This is a genomic window from Heterorhizobium halophytocola (assembly GCF_017873095.1).
GTDB classification, from domain to species: domain Bacteria; phylum Pseudomonadota; class Alphaproteobacteria; order Rhizobiales; family Rhizobiaceae; genus Allorhizobium; species Allorhizobium halophytocola.
Genome location: NZ_JAGGJU010000001.1, coordinates 1 through 18,309 on the forward strand (window position 1 = coordinate 1; position 18,309 = coordinate 18,309).

21 protein-coding genes and 1 pseudogene are annotated in these 18,309 nt (G+C 64.8%); 10 read left to right on the forward strand and 12 right to left on the reverse strand.

From position 1 onward, the window contains the following. Positions 1-605: 605 nt before the first annotated feature. The gene (gene xdhC / locus J2Z17_RS00005) at positions 606-1,403 is read left to right on the forward strand and encodes a xanthine dehydrogenase accessory protein XdhC (RefSeq protein WP_245223778.1); all 798 of its coding nucleotides are present in this window, start codon (positions 606-608) and stop codon (positions 1,401-1,403) included. A gap of 348 nt (positions 1,404-1,751) precedes the next feature. On the opposite strand, the gene J2Z17_RS00010 is transcribed toward xdhC, so the two are convergent. Further along, entirely contained in the window at positions 1,752-2,036 is a 285-nt protein-coding gene (locus J2Z17_RS00010; RefSeq protein ID WP_209941074.1) for a hypothetical protein, read from the reverse strand. Between the two features lie 112 nt (positions 2,037-2,148). On the opposite strand from J2Z17_RS00010, the gene J2Z17_RS00015 reads away from it, so the two are divergent. After that, the gene (locus tag J2Z17_RS00015; protein ID WP_209941076.1) at positions 2,149-3,060 is read left to right on the forward strand and encodes a LysR substrate-binding domain-containing protein; all 912 of its coding nucleotides are present in this window, start codon (positions 2,149-2,151) and stop codon (positions 3,058-3,060) included. Between the two features lie 475 nt (positions 3,061-3,535). Here J2Z17_RS00015 and J2Z17_RS00020 read toward each other — a convergent pair whose 3' ends face one another. After that, on the reverse strand, positions 3,536-3,775 hold the full coding sequence (locus J2Z17_RS00020) for a hypothetical protein (RefSeq protein ID WP_209941078.1): 240 nt from the start codon (positions 3,773-3,775) through the stop codon (positions 3,536-3,538). Between the two features lie 118 nt (positions 3,776-3,893). Between J2Z17_RS00020 and J2Z17_RS00025 the strand changes: the two genes are divergently transcribed. Further along, entirely contained in the window at positions 3,894-4,799 is a 906-nt protein-coding gene (locus tag J2Z17_RS00025) for a LysR family transcriptional regulator (RefSeq protein ID WP_209941080.1), read from the forward strand. On the opposite strand, the gene J2Z17_RS00030 is transcribed toward J2Z17_RS00025, so the two are convergent. Next, positions 4,800-5,021: a hypothetical protein gene (locus tag J2Z17_RS00030; protein WP_209941082.1), complete on the reverse strand. Its 222-nt coding sequence runs from the start codon at positions 5,019-5,021 to the stop codon at positions 4,800-4,802. Between the two features lie 119 nt (positions 5,022-5,140). Here J2Z17_RS00030 and J2Z17_RS00035 point away from each other — a divergent pair, with 119 nt between their 5' ends. Together J2Z17_RS00035 and J2Z17_RS00040 are read left to right on the forward strand one after the other, a co-directional pair. After that, positions 5,141-6,034 carry a LysR substrate-binding domain-containing protein gene (locus J2Z17_RS00035; RefSeq protein ID WP_209941084.1) on the forward strand — a complete coding sequence of 298 codons (894 nt, stop codon included), beginning with the start codon at positions 5,141-5,143 and terminating at the stop codon, positions 6,032-6,034. Between the two features lie 238 nt (positions 6,035-6,272). Further along, on the forward strand, positions 6,273-7,841 hold the full coding sequence (locus J2Z17_RS00040) for a tetratricopeptide repeat-containing sulfotransferase family protein (RefSeq protein WP_209941086.1): 1,569 nt from the start codon (positions 6,273-6,275) through the stop codon (positions 7,839-7,841). Between the two features lie 27 nt (positions 7,842-7,868). On the opposite strand, the gene J2Z17_RS00045 is transcribed toward J2Z17_RS00040, so the two are convergent. Continuing rightward, entirely contained in the window at positions 7,869-8,201 is a 333-nt protein-coding gene (locus J2Z17_RS00045) for a hypothetical protein (protein ID WP_209941088.1), read from the reverse strand. Positions 8,202-8,434: 233 nt separating this feature from the next. Here J2Z17_RS00045 and puuD point away from each other — a divergent pair, with 233 nt between their 5' ends. From puuD to J2Z17_RS00065, 4 genes are read left to right on the forward strand one after another with little or no spacing between them, the layout of a single operon-like run. Beyond that, positions 8,435-9,673, forward strand: coding sequence for a urate hydroxylase PuuD (gene puuD / locus J2Z17_RS00050; RefSeq protein ID WP_209941089.1), 1,239 nt, complete (start codon positions 8,435-8,437; stop codon positions 9,671-9,673). Further along, positions 9,670-10,989, forward strand: a complete 1,320-nt coding sequence (gene guaD / locus J2Z17_RS00055; protein WP_209941090.1) for a guanine deaminase — start codon at positions 9,670-9,672, stop codon at positions 10,987-10,989. The genes puuD and guaD overlap by 4 nt, the downstream gene beginning before the upstream one ends. Next, complete coding sequence (locus J2Z17_RS00060) at positions 10,989-11,420, forward strand: potassium channel family protein (RefSeq protein ID WP_209941091.1); 432 nt, start codon at positions 10,989-10,991, stop codon at positions 11,418-11,420. Before guaD ends, J2Z17_RS00060 begins: the two co-directional genes overlap by 1 nt. A 32-nt stretch (positions 11,421-11,452) precedes the next feature. Further along, positions 11,453-12,592 (forward strand): alpha-hydroxy acid oxidase, encoded by a 1,140-nt coding sequence (locus J2Z17_RS00065; RefSeq protein WP_209941092.1) that lies wholly within the window; start codon positions 11,453-11,455, stop codon positions 12,590-12,592. A gap of 4 nt (positions 12,593-12,596) precedes the next feature. Here the strand turns inward: J2Z17_RS00065 and J2Z17_RS00070 are convergent, their stop codons facing one another. From J2Z17_RS00070 to J2Z17_RS00105, 8 genes and pseudogenes are all read right to left on the reverse strand, one after another. Next, positions 12,597-13,331, reverse strand: coding sequence for a metallophosphoesterase family protein (locus J2Z17_RS00070; protein WP_209941093.1), 735 nt, complete (start codon positions 13,329-13,331; stop codon positions 12,597-12,599). 111 nt (positions 13,332-13,442) lie between these two features. After that, positions 13,443-14,183 carry a metallophosphoesterase family protein gene (locus J2Z17_RS00075; protein WP_209942146.1) on the reverse strand — a complete coding sequence of 247 codons (741 nt, stop codon included), beginning with the start codon at positions 14,181-14,183 and terminating at the stop codon, positions 13,443-13,445. Position 14,184: 1 nt separating this feature from the next. Then, positions 14,185-14,541, reverse strand: a complete 357-nt coding sequence (gene uraH / locus J2Z17_RS00080; protein WP_209941094.1) for a hydroxyisourate hydrolase — start codon at positions 14,539-14,541, stop codon at positions 14,185-14,187. Continuing rightward, positions 14,538-15,044: an ureidoglycolate lyase gene (locus tag J2Z17_RS00085; protein ID WP_245223779.1), complete on the reverse strand. Its 507-nt coding sequence runs from the start codon at positions 15,042-15,044 to the stop codon at positions 14,538-14,540. Before J2Z17_RS00085 ends, uraH begins: the two co-directional genes overlap by 4 nt. 52 nt (positions 15,045-15,096) lie before the next feature. After that, positions 15,097-15,405 (reverse strand): annotated as a pseudogene (locus J2Z17_RS25565) (HepT-like ribonuclease domain-containing protein); the annotation flags it as partial. After that, complete coding sequence (locus tag J2Z17_RS00095; RefSeq protein WP_209941097.1) at positions 15,402-15,695, reverse strand: nucleotidyltransferase family protein; 294 nt, start codon at positions 15,693-15,695, stop codon at positions 15,402-15,404. The pseudogene J2Z17_RS25565 and the gene J2Z17_RS00095, both read right to left, overlap by 4 nt. A gap of 54 nt (positions 15,696-15,749) precedes the next feature. Further along, positions 15,750-16,262, reverse strand: a complete 513-nt coding sequence (locus tag J2Z17_RS00100) for a GNAT family N-acetyltransferase (RefSeq protein ID WP_209941099.1) — start codon at positions 16,260-16,262, stop codon at positions 15,750-15,752. A 197-nt stretch (positions 16,263-16,459) separates the two neighbouring features. Beyond that, a complete protein-coding gene (locus tag J2Z17_RS00105) occupies positions 16,460-17,494 on the reverse strand; it encodes a glutamine synthetase beta-grasp domain-containing protein (RefSeq protein WP_209941101.1) in 1,035 nt (344 codons plus the stop codon). A 385-nt stretch (positions 17,495-17,879) separates the two neighbouring features. On the opposite strand from J2Z17_RS00105, the gene J2Z17_RS00110 reads away from it, so the two are divergent. Beyond that, complete coding sequence (locus tag J2Z17_RS00110) at positions 17,880-18,062, forward strand: DUF2735 domain-containing protein (RefSeq protein WP_209941103.1); 183 nt, start codon at positions 17,880-17,882, stop codon at positions 18,060-18,062. Positions 18,063-18,309: the final 247 nt, after the last annotated feature.

The following is an 18,309-nucleotide window of genomic DNA, read 5'->3' on the forward strand; positions in this document are numbered from 1 at the left end:
CCGGGCATCTCCCCCTCAAGGGGGGAGATCGGCTGGCGGCAGCCGCTCGGCACGCGGATGAGCGATGCGGACGGTGTAGGCGTCGAAATAACCTCCATTGCCAATTGCGATGGCGAACCCTGGAGCTGTGAATGGGGCAGCAGCCAGCACCCCACCCGCCGAAAGACGCAGTGGTCGCCGCGGACTCCACTGATCTCCCCCCTTGAGGGGGAGATGTCCCGAAGGGACAGAGGGGGGTGCCTCGCCACAAAGACTGCCGCTTCGGATTGGCGACCAGAAGCAAAGGGAGCGCGAAGCGGGAACCGTCAGCGTGCCCCGCTACCCCCCTCTGCCCTGCCGGGCATCTCCCCCTCAAGGGGGGAGATCGGCTGGCGGCAGCGGCTCGGCAGGCGGATGAGCGGTGCGGACGGAGGAGGCGTCGAAATAACCTCTGTTGAAAAGCGCGATGAAAGCTGGGGCAGCAGCCAGCACCCGCCCCGCCGAAAGACACAGCAGCCGCAGCAAGCTCCACTGATCTCTACCCTTGAGGGGGAGATGTCGCGGAGCGACAGAGGGGGGTGTCTGGCCGAGATGTCCAGGACGCCCGCGCGACGATGGGGGGACCGTTGAGCCAATCCGAGACCGCCCGGGCGGAAAGCCCCGCCATTCTGGTCGAGATCCTCACCGCGCTGGGCTCCACGCCGCGCGAAGCCGGGGCGTTCATGCTGGTCTCAGACAGCGGCATCTCGGGCACGATCGGCGGCGGGCAGCTGGAATTCATGGCGATCGACCATGCGCGCCGGATGCTGGCGGGCGAGGCAGTGAGCGGAACGCTCGACATTCCGCTCGGCCCCGAGATCGGCCAGTGCTGCGGCGGGCGCACCGTGCTCGGCTTCCGGCCGGTCGATGCAGCCGTGGCGGCGGAGGTCGCATCACGGCAGCAGGCCGAGCGTGCGCTCCGGCGGGACGTGTGGCTGTTCGGGGCCGGCCATGTCGGGCTGGCGCTGGCAGCTGCCCTCCGCCCCCTGCCCTTTGCCGTCACCGTGGTCGAGACCCGGCGCATCGATCCGGCGGACCTGCCTAAAGGCATGCCGCTGCGGACCGTGGCCATGCCCGAGGCCGAAGTCGCCGGCATCCGGCCGGGCGGCGCCGCGGTGATCCTCACGCATGACCATGCCCTCGATTTCCTGATCGGGCGGGCGGCGCTGGAACGTCCGGATCTCCCCTATGTCGGGATGATCGGCTCGGCGACCAAGCGCGCCACCTTCCGGTCCTGGCTCGCCCGCGAGGCGGCAGCGCCCGGCCTGATCGACCGTCTGGTCCTGCCGATCGGCGGCAGCGCCGTGCGCGACAAGCGCCCGGCGGTGATTGCGGCCCTGGTGGCAGCCGAACTGATCGCAACGCTCCTGACAGACAGTTCCTGATGCTCCTTCGAACGCGCGCGGGCCGAAAGCCCTCTCGCGGCAGCCGCCGGTCATGCGGCACATGTCGCAGCCGCGACGGCCCGTCGAGAACCGATCCGGCCAGCGGCGCGCTCACCGCTCCGTTGCGATCGCGCCCAACATACGACGCGACGCCACCTGCCGGACGACGCCCCGGCGGTTAAGCGACAGGGCGTGGAAAGCCCGATTACCGCGCCGCAGTCCTGTAGCCTACGATCAAGGGAACGGCGAAGCAGCGGGGGCAAGAGCCGCAGAGCCCATGCCGGGCAACACAATGTGCCACCCGCGGCGAAAAACCAGGACGTCGGCGCAACTCCTCGCCCGTACCGCTCAGCGGTGATAGCGGCCGGCCGGGCGGCGGGATGCCGTCTGCCAGAAGGCGTCCCGCCGGTTGCGCGGCAGGCGCGCGCAAAGGCCGACATCGCGGCGCAGCGCGTCCGGCAGGTCGGCGATCCTGTCGCGGCGGCCGACCATGGCGGGCCGACCGCGCAACAGCCGCAACCTGCCGGTCGACATGGCGCGCAGGCGCCCCTTGCAAAGCGGCGTCAAGAACGCCGAGACCGCCCGGCCAAGGGACATGACGAAAGACATGGCATCAGCATTTGCGGCGGGCATGGTCGCCTCCACATCACGGTTGAACATCGATGTCACATGCGTCCTACAAAGCATTGGATTGCAGGGAAATTCCAATTCAACTACAGTCGTCATCGATCAAGAGAACTTATCGATGAAACTGTCCCGCACCTTCCCGCTGAATGCCCTCAGGGTCTTCGAGGCCGTCGCGCGGCTGCAGAATTTCACCCGCGCCGGCCAGGAACTGGGCATGACCCAGACGGCGGTGAGCTACCAGATCCGGCTGCTCGAGGATTATCTCGGCGCACCGGTCTTCGTGCGCAAGCCACGCCAAATCGCGCTGACCGAGATCGGCGAGGACCTGCTGCCCAAGGTGGCGGACGCCTTCAATCTCCTCGGCGAGGCGATGGGCCGCGCCCGTAAGACGATCGACGGGACGCTGGAGATCAAGGCGATCCCGACCTTCGTCTCGCACTGGCTTGCCCGGCACCTGCGCGATTTCCAGCTGAAGCATCCCGACATCGAGGTCTCGCTGATGCGTCTCGGCGGACGGAACCCCGACTTTCGCAGCCTCGAGGCGGATGTGGCGATCTACTGGGAGCCGGGCGACGAGCCCGACATCTCCTATGTCGACCTGATCAATCCCTATTATACGCCGCTGCTCAGCCCGGCCCTCGCCGCCAGCGTCGGCGGGATCCGCGAACCGGCCGATCTGCTGCGGCTGCCGCTGATCAGCCCCCATGATGCATGGTGGCGGACCTGGTTCGAGGCGGCCGGCGTCACGCTGCCTGTGCCGGCGACCAGCGACCGCAATGTCTTTACCTCGCAGGACCTGGAGGCGAGCGCAGCCCTTGCCGGCCAGGGCGTGGCGATCATCTGTCCCTTCTTCGTGCCCGACGAACTGGCCACCGGCCGTCTCGTCCAGCCCTTCGAACTGACGCTCCAGGCGCCCCACCCGATCAGGCTCGCCTATCGCACGCGCCAGCGCAATGCACCGAAGATCCGTGCCTTTGTCGACTGGATCAGCAGAAGGATTGCCGAGGATATAAGGAACCGCCCGGCCTGAAGCGGTCCCAGGAAAGGACCCTGTTCGGGAAAATCCACGGCGCGGACAGGCCGCCGGTCGCTTTCCGGTCGGCCGCGGCGCGGACGACCCTCGGCAATCCCCGGTTCGCGTCGTCGCTGCAGTGGCAGCACGTCCAGCTCGATTTTCTACCGGCGCCAGCCGATAAAACTGCCCTTCCAGGCACCCAGCCCCGTGCCAAGGGACGGAACAATTCCGGCAGAAAGGCACGTATGGCATCGTCCATGCCGCACATCCGATCTTCGACAAGATGCGTTCAGGCTGGGGCTATTCAATCGGATTGCGATGAGGCGCAGCGATTTGGATGCATCAATCAAGACTACTTGCGCATAAACCGGCGCGCGATGCATCAGAAGGCGCGCGACGCATCAGAATGAGACACTTTCATCATCGCGACAGGTCAAGGCAGGCGCATCGACCCCGCTGTGAAGGCGGCAGAACCGGGCCTTTGCGAGCCTCAGAGCCCGGAGCGCAGCGGAGAACGGCCACCCGCGAACGGCGTCGCGGCGTCACTTGCCTCCGCCTCCCGGCCCCGTCCCCGCAGCGGTCGCCCCTCGGCAAGCCCGATATCGCGCCGCTGATGCAGGCTCAGCTCCTCCAGCACGACGCGCCGGCCGGAGACGCGCCGGCTCTCCCCGTCGCTTGCCGGCGCGTGGCCGAAAAAAGCCGACAGAAATCCATGCAGATCATGGGTCATGACACGCTCCCATCCTCTATTACGTTGACTTGAATTCATGTTTGCTGGGACAAAATGGTCGCTGCTGCGATAGCTTGCCAATGAAACATTCGCCTGCATGGATGAGTAGGACTTATGCATGAAGCTGACCCGGCAACTGCCGCTGAATGCGCTGAAGGTATTCGAGGCCGCGGCCCGGCAGCTGTCCTTCACCAAAGCCGGCGCGGAACTCGGCATGACCCAGACGGCCGTCAGTCACCAGATCAGGCTGCTGGAGGAGCGGCTCGGCGAAGCGCTGTTCCTGCGCCGTCCCAGGCAGGTGGTGCTGACCGAAGCCGGAGCGGCCCTCGCGCCGAAGGTGACCGAGGCTTTCGACACGCTGGAAGAGGCGCTCGCCGCCTTTGCCACGGAGCGCCAGACCGTGCTGCACATCCACGCCAACCCCACTTTCGCCTCGCAGTGGCTCGCCCATCGCATCGGCGTCTTTCAGGTCAGGCATCCCGACATCACCGTGCGGCTCAGCGTCGAGAACAAGACCACGGATCCGGCAAAGAACAATATCGACGTCGTCTTCTACCCTGGGCGGGGCGACCGGGCGGGCATCGTCAGTCACCGCATCCTGCCGGTGACCTTCACGCCGATGCTCTCGCCGGCACTGGCAGACAGCGTCGGCGGCATCCACACGCCGGCAGACCTGCTGAAGCTCAGGATCATCGATCCCGGCGATCCCTGGTGGAAGACCTGGTTCACCGCGGCCGGCCTGCCGGACGTGGACCTGAGCGGGCGGCCACGCAGCCAGATGGGCGTCCAGGCCTTCGAGGCAAAGGCTGCCGTCAACGGCAGCGGCGTGGCGATCCTGACGCCGGAACTCTATCCCGACGACATGGCCCTGAACCGCCTGTACCAGCCCTTCGATCTCGTCTGCCGCGATGGCCACCACTATTGCTGGGGCTATCCCGAGGCGCGCCGCAACGCCGCCAAGATCCGCCTGTTCCGCGACTGGATGGCGGACCAGAAGATGGCAGGGGCGCACCAAGGAGCCTGATCAGAGCCAAGGTGGCGGTCCCTCGATCGGGTACCAGGGCTCCTCCGTCGCCCCGCCACCGTGCGCGCGGCGCGCGCGGCCCTCCTCCAGCCCGATATCGCGCCGGACATGCGCGTCCAGTTCGGCAAGTCGGGTGCGCGCCTGGCGCGAGTGGCGATCGCAAGCGGCTGTGCCGGCCGGACGGAAAAACGACAATAGAAACCCCTGCAGGCCATGGATCACGGCATGCTCCTCTCCCGGCTGGAGCCGGCAATGATTTGATGACTGGAAAAGTGTATTGCCCGGGATTACGCTATGTTTCCAACGAAACATTCGTCTGTATGGATCAGTGAATTTCATTCATGAGCGCCTTGCCGAACTTGCCGCTGAACGCCCTGCGCGCCTTTGAGGCGGCTGCCCGCCACCTGAGCTTCACGCGGGCCGGAGAGGAACTGGGGCTCACCCAGACCGCCGTCAGCTATCAGATCAAGATGCTGGAGCAGGCGCTCGGCGTGCCGCTTTTCCTGAGGCGGCCGCGCCAGGTGATGCTGACCGAAGCGGGCGCCGAACTGGCACCGCGCATCCGGATCGCCTTCGACGCCATGTTCGAGGCGATATCGGCGGTCGGCGCCCGGGCGAGCGAGACGCTGACCATCCATTCGACCGCCACCTTCGCCCAGCAATGGCTGTCGCGCCATATCGGCGCCTTCCAGCTACAGCACCCGAAGATCGCGGTGCGGATCGAGAGTTCTTCCAATACCGTCGATTTCAGCCGCGAGACCGGCGACGTGGCGATCCGCTGGGGCAAGGGCGATTGGCCCGCAATGCGCCGCCACCGGATCATGCGGCTCGATTTCACCCCGATGCTGAGCCCGGCGCTCGCACCACCCGGCAGTCTTGCGGCACCTGCCGATCTCCTGGCCCTGCCGGTCGTGAGCGCCGGCGATCTTTGGTGGAAACAGTGGTTCGAGACGGCCGGCGCCGATGCCAGCGCGCTTGACCACCTGCCGCACAACCAGTTCGGCACGCAGCTGATCGACGCCGGCGTGGCCGTGGCCGGCCAGGGGGTCGCGATCCTCAATCCGCAGCATTTTGCCGAGGATGTCGCCGCCAACCGGCTCTACCAACCCTTCGCACTCACCTGCAATGACGGCCGCGACTACTGGCTCGTCTATCCCGAAAGCCGGCACAATGCGCCGAAGATCCGGGCATTCCGCGACTGGCTGCTCGGCCTGCTGCCGGAAATCGCGGACTAGCCCCCTGCGACCGTGGTGAGCACATCGATCGGTGGGGGAGACAGGCGCTGACGCGCGGCGAAGGTGCGCAAACCGGCGGCGGCACTGGCCGGACGGCATCCCGGCCGCCCGTGGCCATCGGATTCTCTCGGGGCCTCGTGCCGACCTGTTTTGCCGTGGGCCACGACAGCCTGGATCAAGGCCCGCGCGCTAGTCGTGTTATCATCCCTGTCCATCCGCAAAGGCGTTGATTGTCCCCATGCATCCCTCCCGCCCGACGGCCGCCCTCGACCTGCTGAAGCAGCTGAGCCCCGCCAGATCGCAGATGGCGGACAGTCCGCAGAAAGCCTTCGCGACGACGACCGAACCGCTGAAGCGGCAGGCGTTGGGGGCGCGCGCCAGGGGCGATCATGCGCGGGCAGCAAACCTTCTGAGCCAGGCGGTCGCCGCCGCGCCGACGGAGCCGGAGCTGCTGTTCCTGCAGGGTGTGGCGCTCTACGAGCAGGGGCTGACCGAGCTTGCCTTGCCGGTCATGCGCCAGACCCTGGCGATGTCGCCCGACAATCCTTCGGTGCTTGCCAATCTCGGCCGCATCCTCGTCGATCTCGGCGAGGATGCCGAGGCGGAGAGCGTGCTGGAACGCGCGCTCACGCATGCGCCCGACGAGACCGCCGCCATCCGCGCGCTGGCCGTGCTGAAGCGCGACCGCGGCTGCACGCAAAGGGCAGACGATCTCTGGCAGCGGCTGCTGGCGCTGCGGCCCGGCGACGGCGAGGCCAATTACAATCTCGTCCACGCCCCCCATTATCGGCCGAGCGACATGCATGTCGAGCTGATGGAGAGCTATGCCGACATTGCCCACGATCCGAACGAGCGGACCATGCTGGCCTTCGCGCTGTTTCGCGCCCATGAGAAGCGCGGCGCGATCGAAAGGGCCTTTGCTTGGCTGCAACGCGGCAACGCGCTGATGCGCGCGCGCCAACCCTATCACCCCGAGCCCGAGCGCCAGGCATTCGCGGCCCTGAAGACCCATTTCCACGCGGGCTTTTTCGACGGGCTGCCGGCGACAGCCGCCGGCGATCCGATCTTCATCGTCGGCATGCCGCGCTCCGGCACCTCGCTGGCCGAACAGATCCTGGCAAGCCATCCGGACGTCCACGGCGCCGGCGAGCGGCCGGACATGGTGCGGCTTGTCGGCCGGTATCTGACGTCATCGGGCGACGGGGCACTTTCGCTCGAGGGCTTTGTGCCCGGTTCTCCAAAAGCCCGGGCGATGGCGCAGGACTATCTGCACACGATCGCGGCGCAGCGCGGCGGCGCGCCCCATGTCACCGACAAGATGCCGCTCAATTTTCGCTTCATCGGCATCATCAAGACTCTGTTTCCGGCAGCGAGGATCATTCACTGCACCCGCAAGCCGATCGAAACCTGCATGTCGATCTATGCCAGCATGTTCGGCTCGGACGGAAACCGTTTTGCCAATGATCTGAACGATCTGGGCGAATATTATGGCAATTATGTCGAGCTGATGCGCCATTGGGACGCCGTGCTCGGCGAGGCCCATATCCTGCGTTTCGACCTCGATTGCCTGCGCGCCGACCAGGAAGGCGAGACCCGCCGGCTGCTCGCCTTCTGCGGGCTCGACTGGAACGAGGCCTGCCTGTCGTTCGAACAGACCGAGCGCAGCGTCAAGACCCTGTCGGCCACCCAGGTGCGCCAGCCGCTGGACCGCCGACCGGACAAGCGCTCGGTAACCTTCCGCTCCCACCTGAAACCGCTCGAAGACAGCTTGCGCAAGGTCGGCATCGATCCTCAGCGTTTCGGCTAGAGGCCTGCGGCAAGAGGCTGCTGCTGCTCAAAACCCCATATCCGGCGCATAGAAGCAGCGCGGGGTATTCTCGTCGGGAAACAGGCAGAGATGGTATTCGCTGTCATGCGACTTGCGGGCACGATCCTGCGGCCCGTGGAAGATGTGGGCATGGGTGGCGAGACGGTGATCGCCGGGCGCCAGCGTCACCTTGTAGCCACCCTGGATGATGCTGACGGACTTGGAGGGGATCTGCTGGCAGTCGCCGCTATGGCCGTCGCCGTTGCAGCAATAGGAATCGTAGCGCCAGCCGGTCCGCGCCTCATGGGCCGGAACGCTGGATGCGCAGAGCGAGAGGACGGCAGTCAAAAGCACACGCATGGCGGTGTCTCCCTTGGAAACCTCCGCCATCAACGCAACCACCTTCTGGCGGAACTGCACAATCAGAATAGGCTAAAACAATAATGGCCGCTTGCAAATCCCCGGGATATCGCAATGCACAATGAATATCCCTGACGACGGCGGCGAAACGGTGAAATGCGGCACTCCCCTCTTTCCTTGGCCGGCATTCTTGGACAAGGTTAGCCGGTGGACGGCAGGAAAAGAGGTGCCCGATGTATGAATTCGCCATCGCCTGGGAATGGCTGGCCTTTGCCGTGCGCTGGCTGCACGTCATCACCGCCGTCGCCTGGATCGGTTCCTCCTTCTACTTCATTGCGCTCGATCTCGGCCTGACCAAGCGCGACGGCATGCCCGACGGCGTCTCCGGCGAGGAGTGGCAGGTGCATGGCGGCGGCTTCTACCATGTGCAGAAATATCTGGTGGCGCCGGCCTCGATGCCGGAACATCTGACCTGGTTCAAATGGGAGAGCTGGATCACCTGGATCTCGGGCTTTGCCATGCTCTGCGTCGTCTACTATGGCGGCGCCGATCTCTTCCTCATTGACCATCATGTGCTCGATCTCGCGCCCTGGCAGGCGATCGGCCTTTCCATGGCGTCCCTGGCGCTCGGCTGGGTAATCTACGACCTGCTCTGCAAGTCGCCGCTCGGCCACAGCACCTGGGGGCTGATGGCGGTGCTCTATCTGGTGCTGGTCGCCATGGCCTGGGGCTATGTGCATGTCTTCACCGGCCGCGCCGCCTTCCTGCATCTGGGCGCCTTTACCGCGACGATAATGTCGGCCAACGTCTTCTTCATCATCATCCCCAACCAGAAGATCGTCGTTGCCGACCTGATCGCCGGGCGCAAGCCGGACCCGGAATATGGCCGCATCGCCAAGCAGCGCTCGCTGCACAACAACTACCTGACCCTGCCGGTGATCTTCTTCATGCTGTCCAACCATTATCCGCTGGCCTTCGGCACGGCCTATAACTGGATCATCGCGGCGCTGGTCTTCCTGATGGGCGTCACCATCCGCCACTGGTTCAACACCACCCACGCCCGCAAGGGACGCCCGACCTGGACCTGGATCGTCACGCTGCTGCTGTTCATCGTGATTGCCTGGCTGTCGACGGTGAAGACGGACGTGCCGGAAGACGCGGTGTCCGCGCTGTCGCCGACGCAGCAGCGGTTTCTGGCCGACGCCCATTTCGATGCGGCCCGCGACGTCATCCAGTCGCGCTGTTCGATGTGCCATGCGGCCGAACCGGTCTGGGACGGGGTCGCCCGGGCGCCGAAAAACGTGATGTTCGAGACCGACGACGAGATCGCCGCCCATGCGCGCGAGATCTATCTGCAGGCCGGCCGCAGCCACGCCATGCCGCCCGGCAATGTGACCGAGGTCACACTCAGGGAAAGGGCCGTGCTGACCGCCTGGTATGAAAGCGCAATGCAGGACGAGACCACGCAATGACATCGACCCTCTACCGTGGCCGGCTGCTCTCCTTTCGCCGCGCGCCCCGCGATGCGCATGATCACGACAGCTATCTCTTCGAGGAAGATGGCGGCCTGCTGGTCGAGAACGGGATGATCGTCGCCATGGGGGATTTCCAGGCAGTGCGGGCCGACGCGGCAGACGACGTCGAGGTCATCGACCACCGTCCGCACCTGATCCTGCCCGGCCTGATCGACACCCATGTGCATTTCCCGCAGATGCAGGTGATCGGCTCCTACGCCGCCAACCTGCTGGAATGGCTGGACACCTATACTTTCCCGGAGGAATGCCGTTTCGTCGAGACCGCGCATGCGACCCGGATCGCCACGCAGTTCTTCGACGAGTTCTTCCGTCAGGGGACGACGACGGCGGTCGCCTATTGCTCGGTGCACAAGGCCTCGGCCGACGCCTTCTTCGCCGAGAGCCTGAAGCGTGGCAGCCTGATGATCGCCGGCAAGGTGATGATGGACCGCGGCGCACCGCAGGGCCTGCTGGACACCGCACAGATCGGCTATGACGAGACGCGCCAGGTGATCGCCGACTGGCATGGCCGCGGCCGCAACCATGTCGCCATCACGCCCCGCTTTGCCATTACCTCGACGCCGGAGCAGATGGGCGCCGCGCAGACCCTGGCGCGCGAATTCCCCGATCTCTACATCCAGACGCATCTGTCGGAAAACCGCGACGAGATCGCCTATACCTGTTCGCTCTACCCGGACGCGGCCGACTATACCGATATCTACGATCGCTACGGTCTGCTCGGGCAGAAGAGCCTGTTCGGCCATGCGATCCACCTGTCGGAACGCGAGGCGGATGCGCTGTCGGACAGCGGCTCGGTGCTGGTCCACTGCCCGACCTCGAACCTTTTCCTCGGCTCCGGCCTGTTTCCGATGCGCACATATCAGCGCCGCGACAAGCCACTCAGGATCGCGGTCGCCACCGATATCGGCGGCGGCACCAGCTATTCCATGCTGAAGACGCTGGATGAAGCCTACAAGATCCAGCAGTTGCTGGGCGAGCGCCTGAACCCGCTGGAAAGCGCCTACATGATGACCCGCGGCAATGCCGAGGCGCTGTCGCTGGAAGACCGCATCGGCACGCTGGAGCCCGGCACCGACGCCGATTTCATCGTCGTCGATTCCGCCGCCACCCCGGCGATGAAGCTGCGAATGGAGACCGTGCGATCGATCGGCGAGGAACTGTTCCTGCTGCAGGCGCTCGGGGACGACCGGGCGATCGCCGAAACCTATGTGGCGGGCCGGCCGATGAAGAGCGTGGCCGGCGGGACGGACTGATGCTGGTCAATCTGAGCCTCGGCACGCTGATGATCTCGGTAACGGTGGTAATCCACACCTTCGGCCTGATTGGCATCACCTATGCCATGGGCCGGATCACCGCGCTGTTTCGCAACCGCCAGCATCGCAGCCGCATCCTGGCGATGAACACGGTGGTTCTCGGCGTCTTCGGCGTGCTGACGGCGGAAATCTGGTTCTGGGCGATGTGCTACCACCTGATCGGCTTCACCGGCAGCTTCGCCGACGCGCTCTATTTCGCCACCATCACCTTTTCCACCGTCGGCTATGGCGACATCGTGCCGCCGGAGGAATGGCGGATGCTGGCCGCACTGGAAGGCATCAACGGCTTCCTGCTGATCGGCTGGTCCACCGCCTATCTCGTCACCGCCGGCATCCGCGTCGGGCCGTTCCGGTCCGGCGAGCATTTCTGACCCTCTCCCTCCCCTGTCCGGATCCCCTGCCCATGCCCCCCGTCCTTGAAATCGCCGACCTCAAGCAACAGGCGCGCAGGCGCGTGCCGAAGCTGTTCTTCGACTATGTCGATTCCGGCTCCTATACCGAATCCACCTACCGGGCGAATGAGGAGGACTTTCGGGCGATCCAGTTTCGCCAGCGGGTGATGGTCGATGTCTCCAGCCGCTCGCAGGCCTCGACCATGATGAGCGAGCCCGTCAGCATGCCGGTCGGTCTGGCGCCCACCGGGCTTTGCGGCATGCAGCGTGCCGACGGCGAGATCCTCGCCGCAAAGGCCGCGGAAGCCTATGGTGTGCCCTATATCCTCTCGACGATGAGCATCTGCTCGATCGAGGACGTCGCGGCGCACACGACGAAGCCCTTCTGGTTCCAGCTCTACGTGATGCGCGACCGCGATTTCGTCCGCGCGCTGATCGAGCGGGCGCGCAAGGCGAAATGCTCGGTGCTGGTGCTGACCGTCGACCTGGCGATGATGGGCCAGCGGCACAAGGACAGGCGCAATGGCCTGAGCGCCCCGCCGCGGCTGATCCCCCGCCACCTGATGCAGATGGCCATGCGGCCGGGCTGGTGCCTCAACATGGCGACCACGAGGCGCTGGACCTTCGGCAATATCTACGGCCATGTGAAGGAGGTGACCGATCTCGCCACCCTGAACGACTGGACGATGCGCCAGCACGACGACAGCCTGACCTGGGCCGATGTCGCCTGGATCAAGGAACAGTGGGGCGGCCCCTTGATCGTCAAGGGCGTGCTCGACCCCGACGACGCGCTGGCCGCGGTCGATGCCGGCGCCGACGGGGTGATCGTCTCCAACCATGGCGGACGCCAGCTCGACGGCGCGCCCTCGACCATCTCCGCTTTGCCCGCCATCGTCTCGGCCGTCGGCGACAGGACACAGGTCTTCATCGACAGCGGTATCCGCTCCGGCCAGGACGTGCTACGGGCCTTGGCGCTCGGCGCAAAGGGCACCTTCATCGGCCGTGCCTTCCTCTGGGGGCTTGCCGCCCGGGGCCAGCCGGGCGTGACGCTGGCGCTCGACATCATCCGCAGGGAAATGGACGTGACCATGGGCCTGTGCAGCCGCCCTGCGATTGCCGATATCGACGGCAGCATGCTGATGGGGGCGTGAGGCCTCAGCCGACCCAACCGGTGGACAAGACCGCCGCCCAGTCTTCGAAGCCCCGGGAGCGGGCAATCTTGGCGGCCGCCAGATTGTCGTAGGGCACCTGGCGGAAGGTCGGCTGGAAACCGCGCGGCGTCTTTTCCACGATCGCATAGCAGGCGAAGGGCGTTCCCTGCTGCATGAGGTGATCGACGGGCTTGTGATAGGCAAAGCCCGGACAACCGACACTGCCGGGATTGACCACCAGCCGGCTGCCGCTCAGCAAGACCGCCCGCTGGATGTGGGTATGGCCGCACAGGATCAGCGGATAATCGACGCCAACCGCCTGCTGCTCGATGAATTCCCGCGACGCCATGTGAAAATGCCCGTTCGGCGACAGCGTCTCCAGCCAGCCTGTGACATCATCCGATGGCGTCGCGTGGCACAGCAATACCTCCTCGCGAAACATCGAAAGCGTCAGCGGAAGCTGGTGCAGCCAGTCGATGTCCGTCTTTGAAAGCAGCGGATGGGCCGGGCGTTCCCAGTCGCCCGTCGCGTCCTCGAGCAGGGCGCGGTCGTGGTTGCCCCGGACGGTCGGAAGGTCGAGCGGACGCAAGATATCGGCAGTCTTTCCCGCATCGACAGGTCCGGAAAAGACGTCGCCGAGATTGACGATGTGGCGGATGCCCAGACCTTCGATATCGGCCAGCACCGCCTGAAGCGCCAGGTGGTTGCCGTGGATGTCGGCGATCGCTGCGAACCGCATGGCAGTCCTCCCTCGCATTTCCAGAAAAAGTGCAGTCGCGGTTTTCCGTCCGGAAATGCGTATACGCAAAAAGCTGGGGCACGTCCGGTGAACGCGTGTTACCGGACAACTCTAGCGGATGAACCCGTCCTTCAGCCCGCTCGCCCATTCCGGGCGACCATTGTCGCGGGCAAGATCGGACATGGCCATATTGTCGTATTCGACCTGCTGGAAGGCGATGTGCCAGTGGTTGTCGATCTTGTCGCAGATGACGTAGCAGGCGCGCGGGTGGCCGACCTCGACCTTGTGCGGCACCGGCATGTCGTCGTCATAGGCCGGGCAGCCGACGCTGCCCGGATTGACCACCAGACGCCCATCGGAAAGACGGGCCGAACGCGCGATATGGCTGTGGGCGCAGAGGATCAGGCTTTCGCCGATGCCGCGCGCCAGCCGCTCCACCTCTTCCATCACCTGCGGGCGAATATTGCCGTCGCTGTCGACGGTTTCGAGAAAATAGACATCGTCGTCCTGCGGCGTCGCGTGACAGAGATAGACCTCGTCCAGGAACACCCTGTCGAAAGGCAGCGCCCGCAGCCAGGCAAAGGCCGCCGCGTCCAGCTGGCCATGGGCATGCGCATCCGACGGTCCAAGTGTGTCGACCGGGTTCTCGACGAGATAGCGGTCGTGATTGCCGCGCACGGTCGGGATATCGAGATCCTTCAGGATCGCGAAGGTGCGGTCGGCCCTGAGCGGCCCGGAGAAACAGTCGCCGAGATTGACGATCCGGTCGATGCCCTGGCCGGCGATATGGTCGAGGACCGCCCGCAGCGCCAGATCATTGCCATGAATGTCGGCGATGGCGGCAAACCGCATCTCAGCTGCCCCGATAGGTCGAATAGCCATAGGGCGAAATCAGCAGCGGCACATGGTAATGTGCCGTCGTGTCGGAAATGCCGAAGCGGATCGGAATAACGTCGAGAAAGGGCGGATCGGCGAGCGTGATGCCGACGCGCTTCAGATAGTCGCCGGCATGAAAGATCAGCTCGTAGGTGCCGACCTGGAATTCGTCGCCCACCAGGATGGCGCCGTCGTCGATCCGGCCGTCGTCATTGGTGACCACGGTGCGGATCAGCTCCGGCTCCTCGCCGCGCATGCGCACCAGCTGGATCTTCATGCCCCTCGCCGGCCGGCCGAGCGCGGTGTCGAGCACATGGGTGGTGAGACCGGTCATAGATGCGGCTCCAGAATGGTGAAAGGCTCCTCGAAGAAGAACTCCTCCAGATTGTTGCCCGGCCCGTCACGGTCGACGACGAGAAAGTCGCAGACCCCGCCGATCGCCATCAGCGGATGGTGCCAGACATTGCGGTGATAATTGACGCCCTGCCCCGGTCTGGCAAGGAAAACCTGCGGCCGGCCGGGCCGGCCCTCGTCATCGGCCGACACCGCGACCAGGAACGGCCGGGCCGACAGCGGCGAAAAGCTCTGGCTGCCGAGCGGATGACGCTCCATCATGGTGACCGCATAGGGAAAGCTGCGCGGCTGACCACGAAAGATGTTGAGGATCACGCGGGCGCCCTCGCCCGTGACATCCGCCTGCGCCAGCCCGTGAAACCGCTCGGTCGTGCCGCCATTGATCAGCCGGACGGTCGCCGGATCGGCCTCGATCACCGCGCCGAACGGGGCGAAGGTCGCGGCCGAGAGCGGCGCGATGGACAGGAGGTCGGGCACGGTCATTCTCCCTGGATATGAATGTCGAGCATGGCGTCGATCTGGGTGACAGATCACGCGTCTGGTTTTTGGCAGCATCGTAGACGCGCTCCAGATCTATCTCGAAATAGCCATGCGCCATGCGGTTGCGCATGCCCCGCATCATCGACCAGGCTATCTCCGGGTGATCGGCAACGAAATCGGGCGCTGTGTTGAGAAGCTCGATGGCCGTTTCCAGCGTCATCAGCAGGGTCATTCCGACCGCCCGCTGTACCAGTACATCGGAAAGAAAGTCGTCCCGGCCGATATCGGCGACCATGTCGCACGCCTCCTGTGCCGTGGTGCGCATTCTCCTCAACAGGAAAACGATCCGCTCGGCCGCGATCATATGGCGACGGCTTCCGACAGGATCCGGCCGCGCAACTCCTGTGGGACCTCGCGCACGGTCATCACCTGCACGGGTGTCGGCTTGAGCAACTGTTCCAAATCATCGAGCAAGCCACCGAGATCGAGCAGCGTGGCCTCAGGCAGGGCATCGACGAGAATGTCGAGATCGCTGTGCTCGCCGTCCTCGCCGCGGGCAACCGAGCCGAAGACACGCGGGTTTACCGCCTTGTGACGCAGGGTCACGGCGCGGATCGCTGCGCGATTCTTCTCAAGCACTTCCGACGGTTTCATCACCTCGATCTCCTGTCTGCAGTATAGGCGAGCGGGCCGATCCGTAAAGCGGCATCAGGCGTCGAAGACCATCAGCAGATTGTCGGAGCGCCAGTGTTTGCCGGGATCGACATAGGCGCCGGCAATGCGCCCGCCCATGGCCTGATAGAAGGCGATCGCCGGATCATTGCCGCGCACCACGCCGAGGCCGACGCCGCGCGCACCTTGCGCCAGAAGCAGCGCCTTGACGTGCTCGAGCAGCAGCCGACCGAGCCCCTGCCGCTTGACGTCCGGCGCGACATAGAGCGAACCGATCTCGGCCCGCCCTTCATAGACCGGCGGCGCCTGCAGCATGCCGGCACCGAAGCCGGCGATCCGGCCCGCCTGTTCGGCGACAATCACCGGGCTGTCGGCCAGGGCCTCGCGAATGCGCGCCTGCCAGAGCGGCAGGCGATAGGCCTCGGTCAGCGTTGCGACCGCGTGCGGCGGCGCCAGGTGACGATAGGTCTGGCGCCACACCGCCACATGGAGCGCGGCGATGGTTTCGGCGTCGGAAAGCGTGGCGGGGCGCAGGTAAAAGGAGGTCATGGGTACATGCCGGAGAGCTTGGACGGGATGTGGGGACTGAGGCGTGCCGATGCTCAAAAACGATGGCGGCGCGCATTCGCATCAGACCACGAACGCCGGCGGCTTGCCACGAAAAAAGGCGCCGGCTGACTGCCGGCGCCCCTTGCTATTCCAGTCCTTGCGGACCTTGTGGTTCCCCTGGAGGTAAGCCCTTTGGATCAGGCTGCGGCAGAGGCAGCCGTCGGGACTTCCGAGATCGTCTTCAGAACCTGCGAGGCGATGGCATAGGGGTCGCCCTGCGAGTTCGGACGGCGATCTTCCAGGTAGCCCTTGTAGCCGTTGTTGACGAAGGAATGCGGAACGCGGATCGAGGCGCCACGGTCGGCGATGCCGTAGGAGAACTTGTTCCACGGCGCCGTTTCGTGCTTGCCGGTCAGGCGCAGATGGTTGTCCGGACCGTAGACCGAGATGTGGTCTTCGAGATTGGCTTCGAACTGCGCCATGAGCTTTTCGAAATAGTCCTTGCCGCCCACTTCGCGCATGTACTGCGTCGAGAAGTTGCAATGCATGCCCGAGCCGTTCCAGTCGGTGTCACCGAGCGGCTTGCAGTGCCATTCGATGTCGACGCCATACTTTTCGCAAAGGCGAAGCAGCAGATAGCGGGCCATCCAGATCTGGTCGGCGGCCTTCTTGGAGCCCTTGCCGAAGACCTGGAATTCCCACTGGCCCTTGGCCACTTCGGCGTTGATGCCTTCGTGGTTGATGCCGGCTGCCAGGCACTGGTCGAGATGCTCTTCGACGATTTCGCGGGCGATCGAGCCGACATTCTTGTAGCCGACGCCGGTGTAGTATTCGCCCTGCGGAGCCGGATAGCCCTGCTCGGGGAAGCCCATCGGACGGCCGTTCTCGTAGAAGAAGTATTCCTGCTCGAAGCCGAACCAGGCACCGTCGTCGTCGAGGATCTCGGCGCGGGTGTTGGACGGATGCGGGGTGACGCCATCCGGCATCATGACTTCGCACATGACGAGCACGCCGTTGACGCGGGCCGGATCCGGATAAACGGCGACGGGCTTCAGCACGCAGTCGGAGCTGGAGCCTTCGGCCTGCATCGTCGAGGAGCCGTCAAAGCCCCACAGCGGGAGCTCGTCGAGGCCCGGGAACGTGTCGAATTCCTTGACCTGCGTCTTGCCGCGCAGATTTGCTACCGGCTTGTAGCCGTCGAGCCAGATATACTCGAGCTTGTACTTGGTCATGTTCTCTCTCTTTGGTCACGCGCCCTTTGACGGCGCTTCAGAGTTGCCGATTCTCCGCCGAGGCGGAAGAGTCGTTGGGTAAGCAAGCAGGTCCCGTGCCAAGTTCGGTCCGTTCGGCCGCCAACCGGCATAAAAATCATCAGACGCCCGAATTTGCAGCATTTTTTTAATCAGCTTGTCATCAAATGGGACAGGGACCCGGTGGGCCGCAAAGATTTTGGCCGGTCGCCGCTGCCTGTCGCGCGCTGGACAAAAACGCGGCACGGAAAAACACGCGCCAGCGAATGCACATAAATTAGGCATTCTGCACTTTCTGTGTGCATTCTCTTTAAATCTCGGCTATGGTGCGTCATCGACAGTGGATTGAACTCGGGAGGTTGAGCACATGACCACGGAAACGGTTCGAGAAACGGCAAAGATCTACGAATTTCCGATCAGGAGCCAACGGCGCCTGGACGACATGCGCACCCGCGAAATAGCGGGACGTCCGGTGATCTATGAAAGCTGCGCCGGCAGCTGGTATCACGAAGATGCCATCCGCGAGGCGGACAAGACCCGCAAGCAGTAATTCGGCAGAGCCTCTGACTGTCGCGGCGGGCCAAGCGTCCACGCCGCGACAGTCCTTCGAAACAGAACGGCACCTTATAACCGCGATCGCCCTGCGCTCGAAGGCACCCCCTCGACAGCACCCCAAGTTGCCGCCCCCGCAGCTGGCCAGGCGCGACCGGACGGCGCCCCGCAGCATAGCGTCCCGCAGCGGGCGACACCTCAACGCCACTGCTACCCCTACGCCACATCTGCTAGCCCCCCAATCG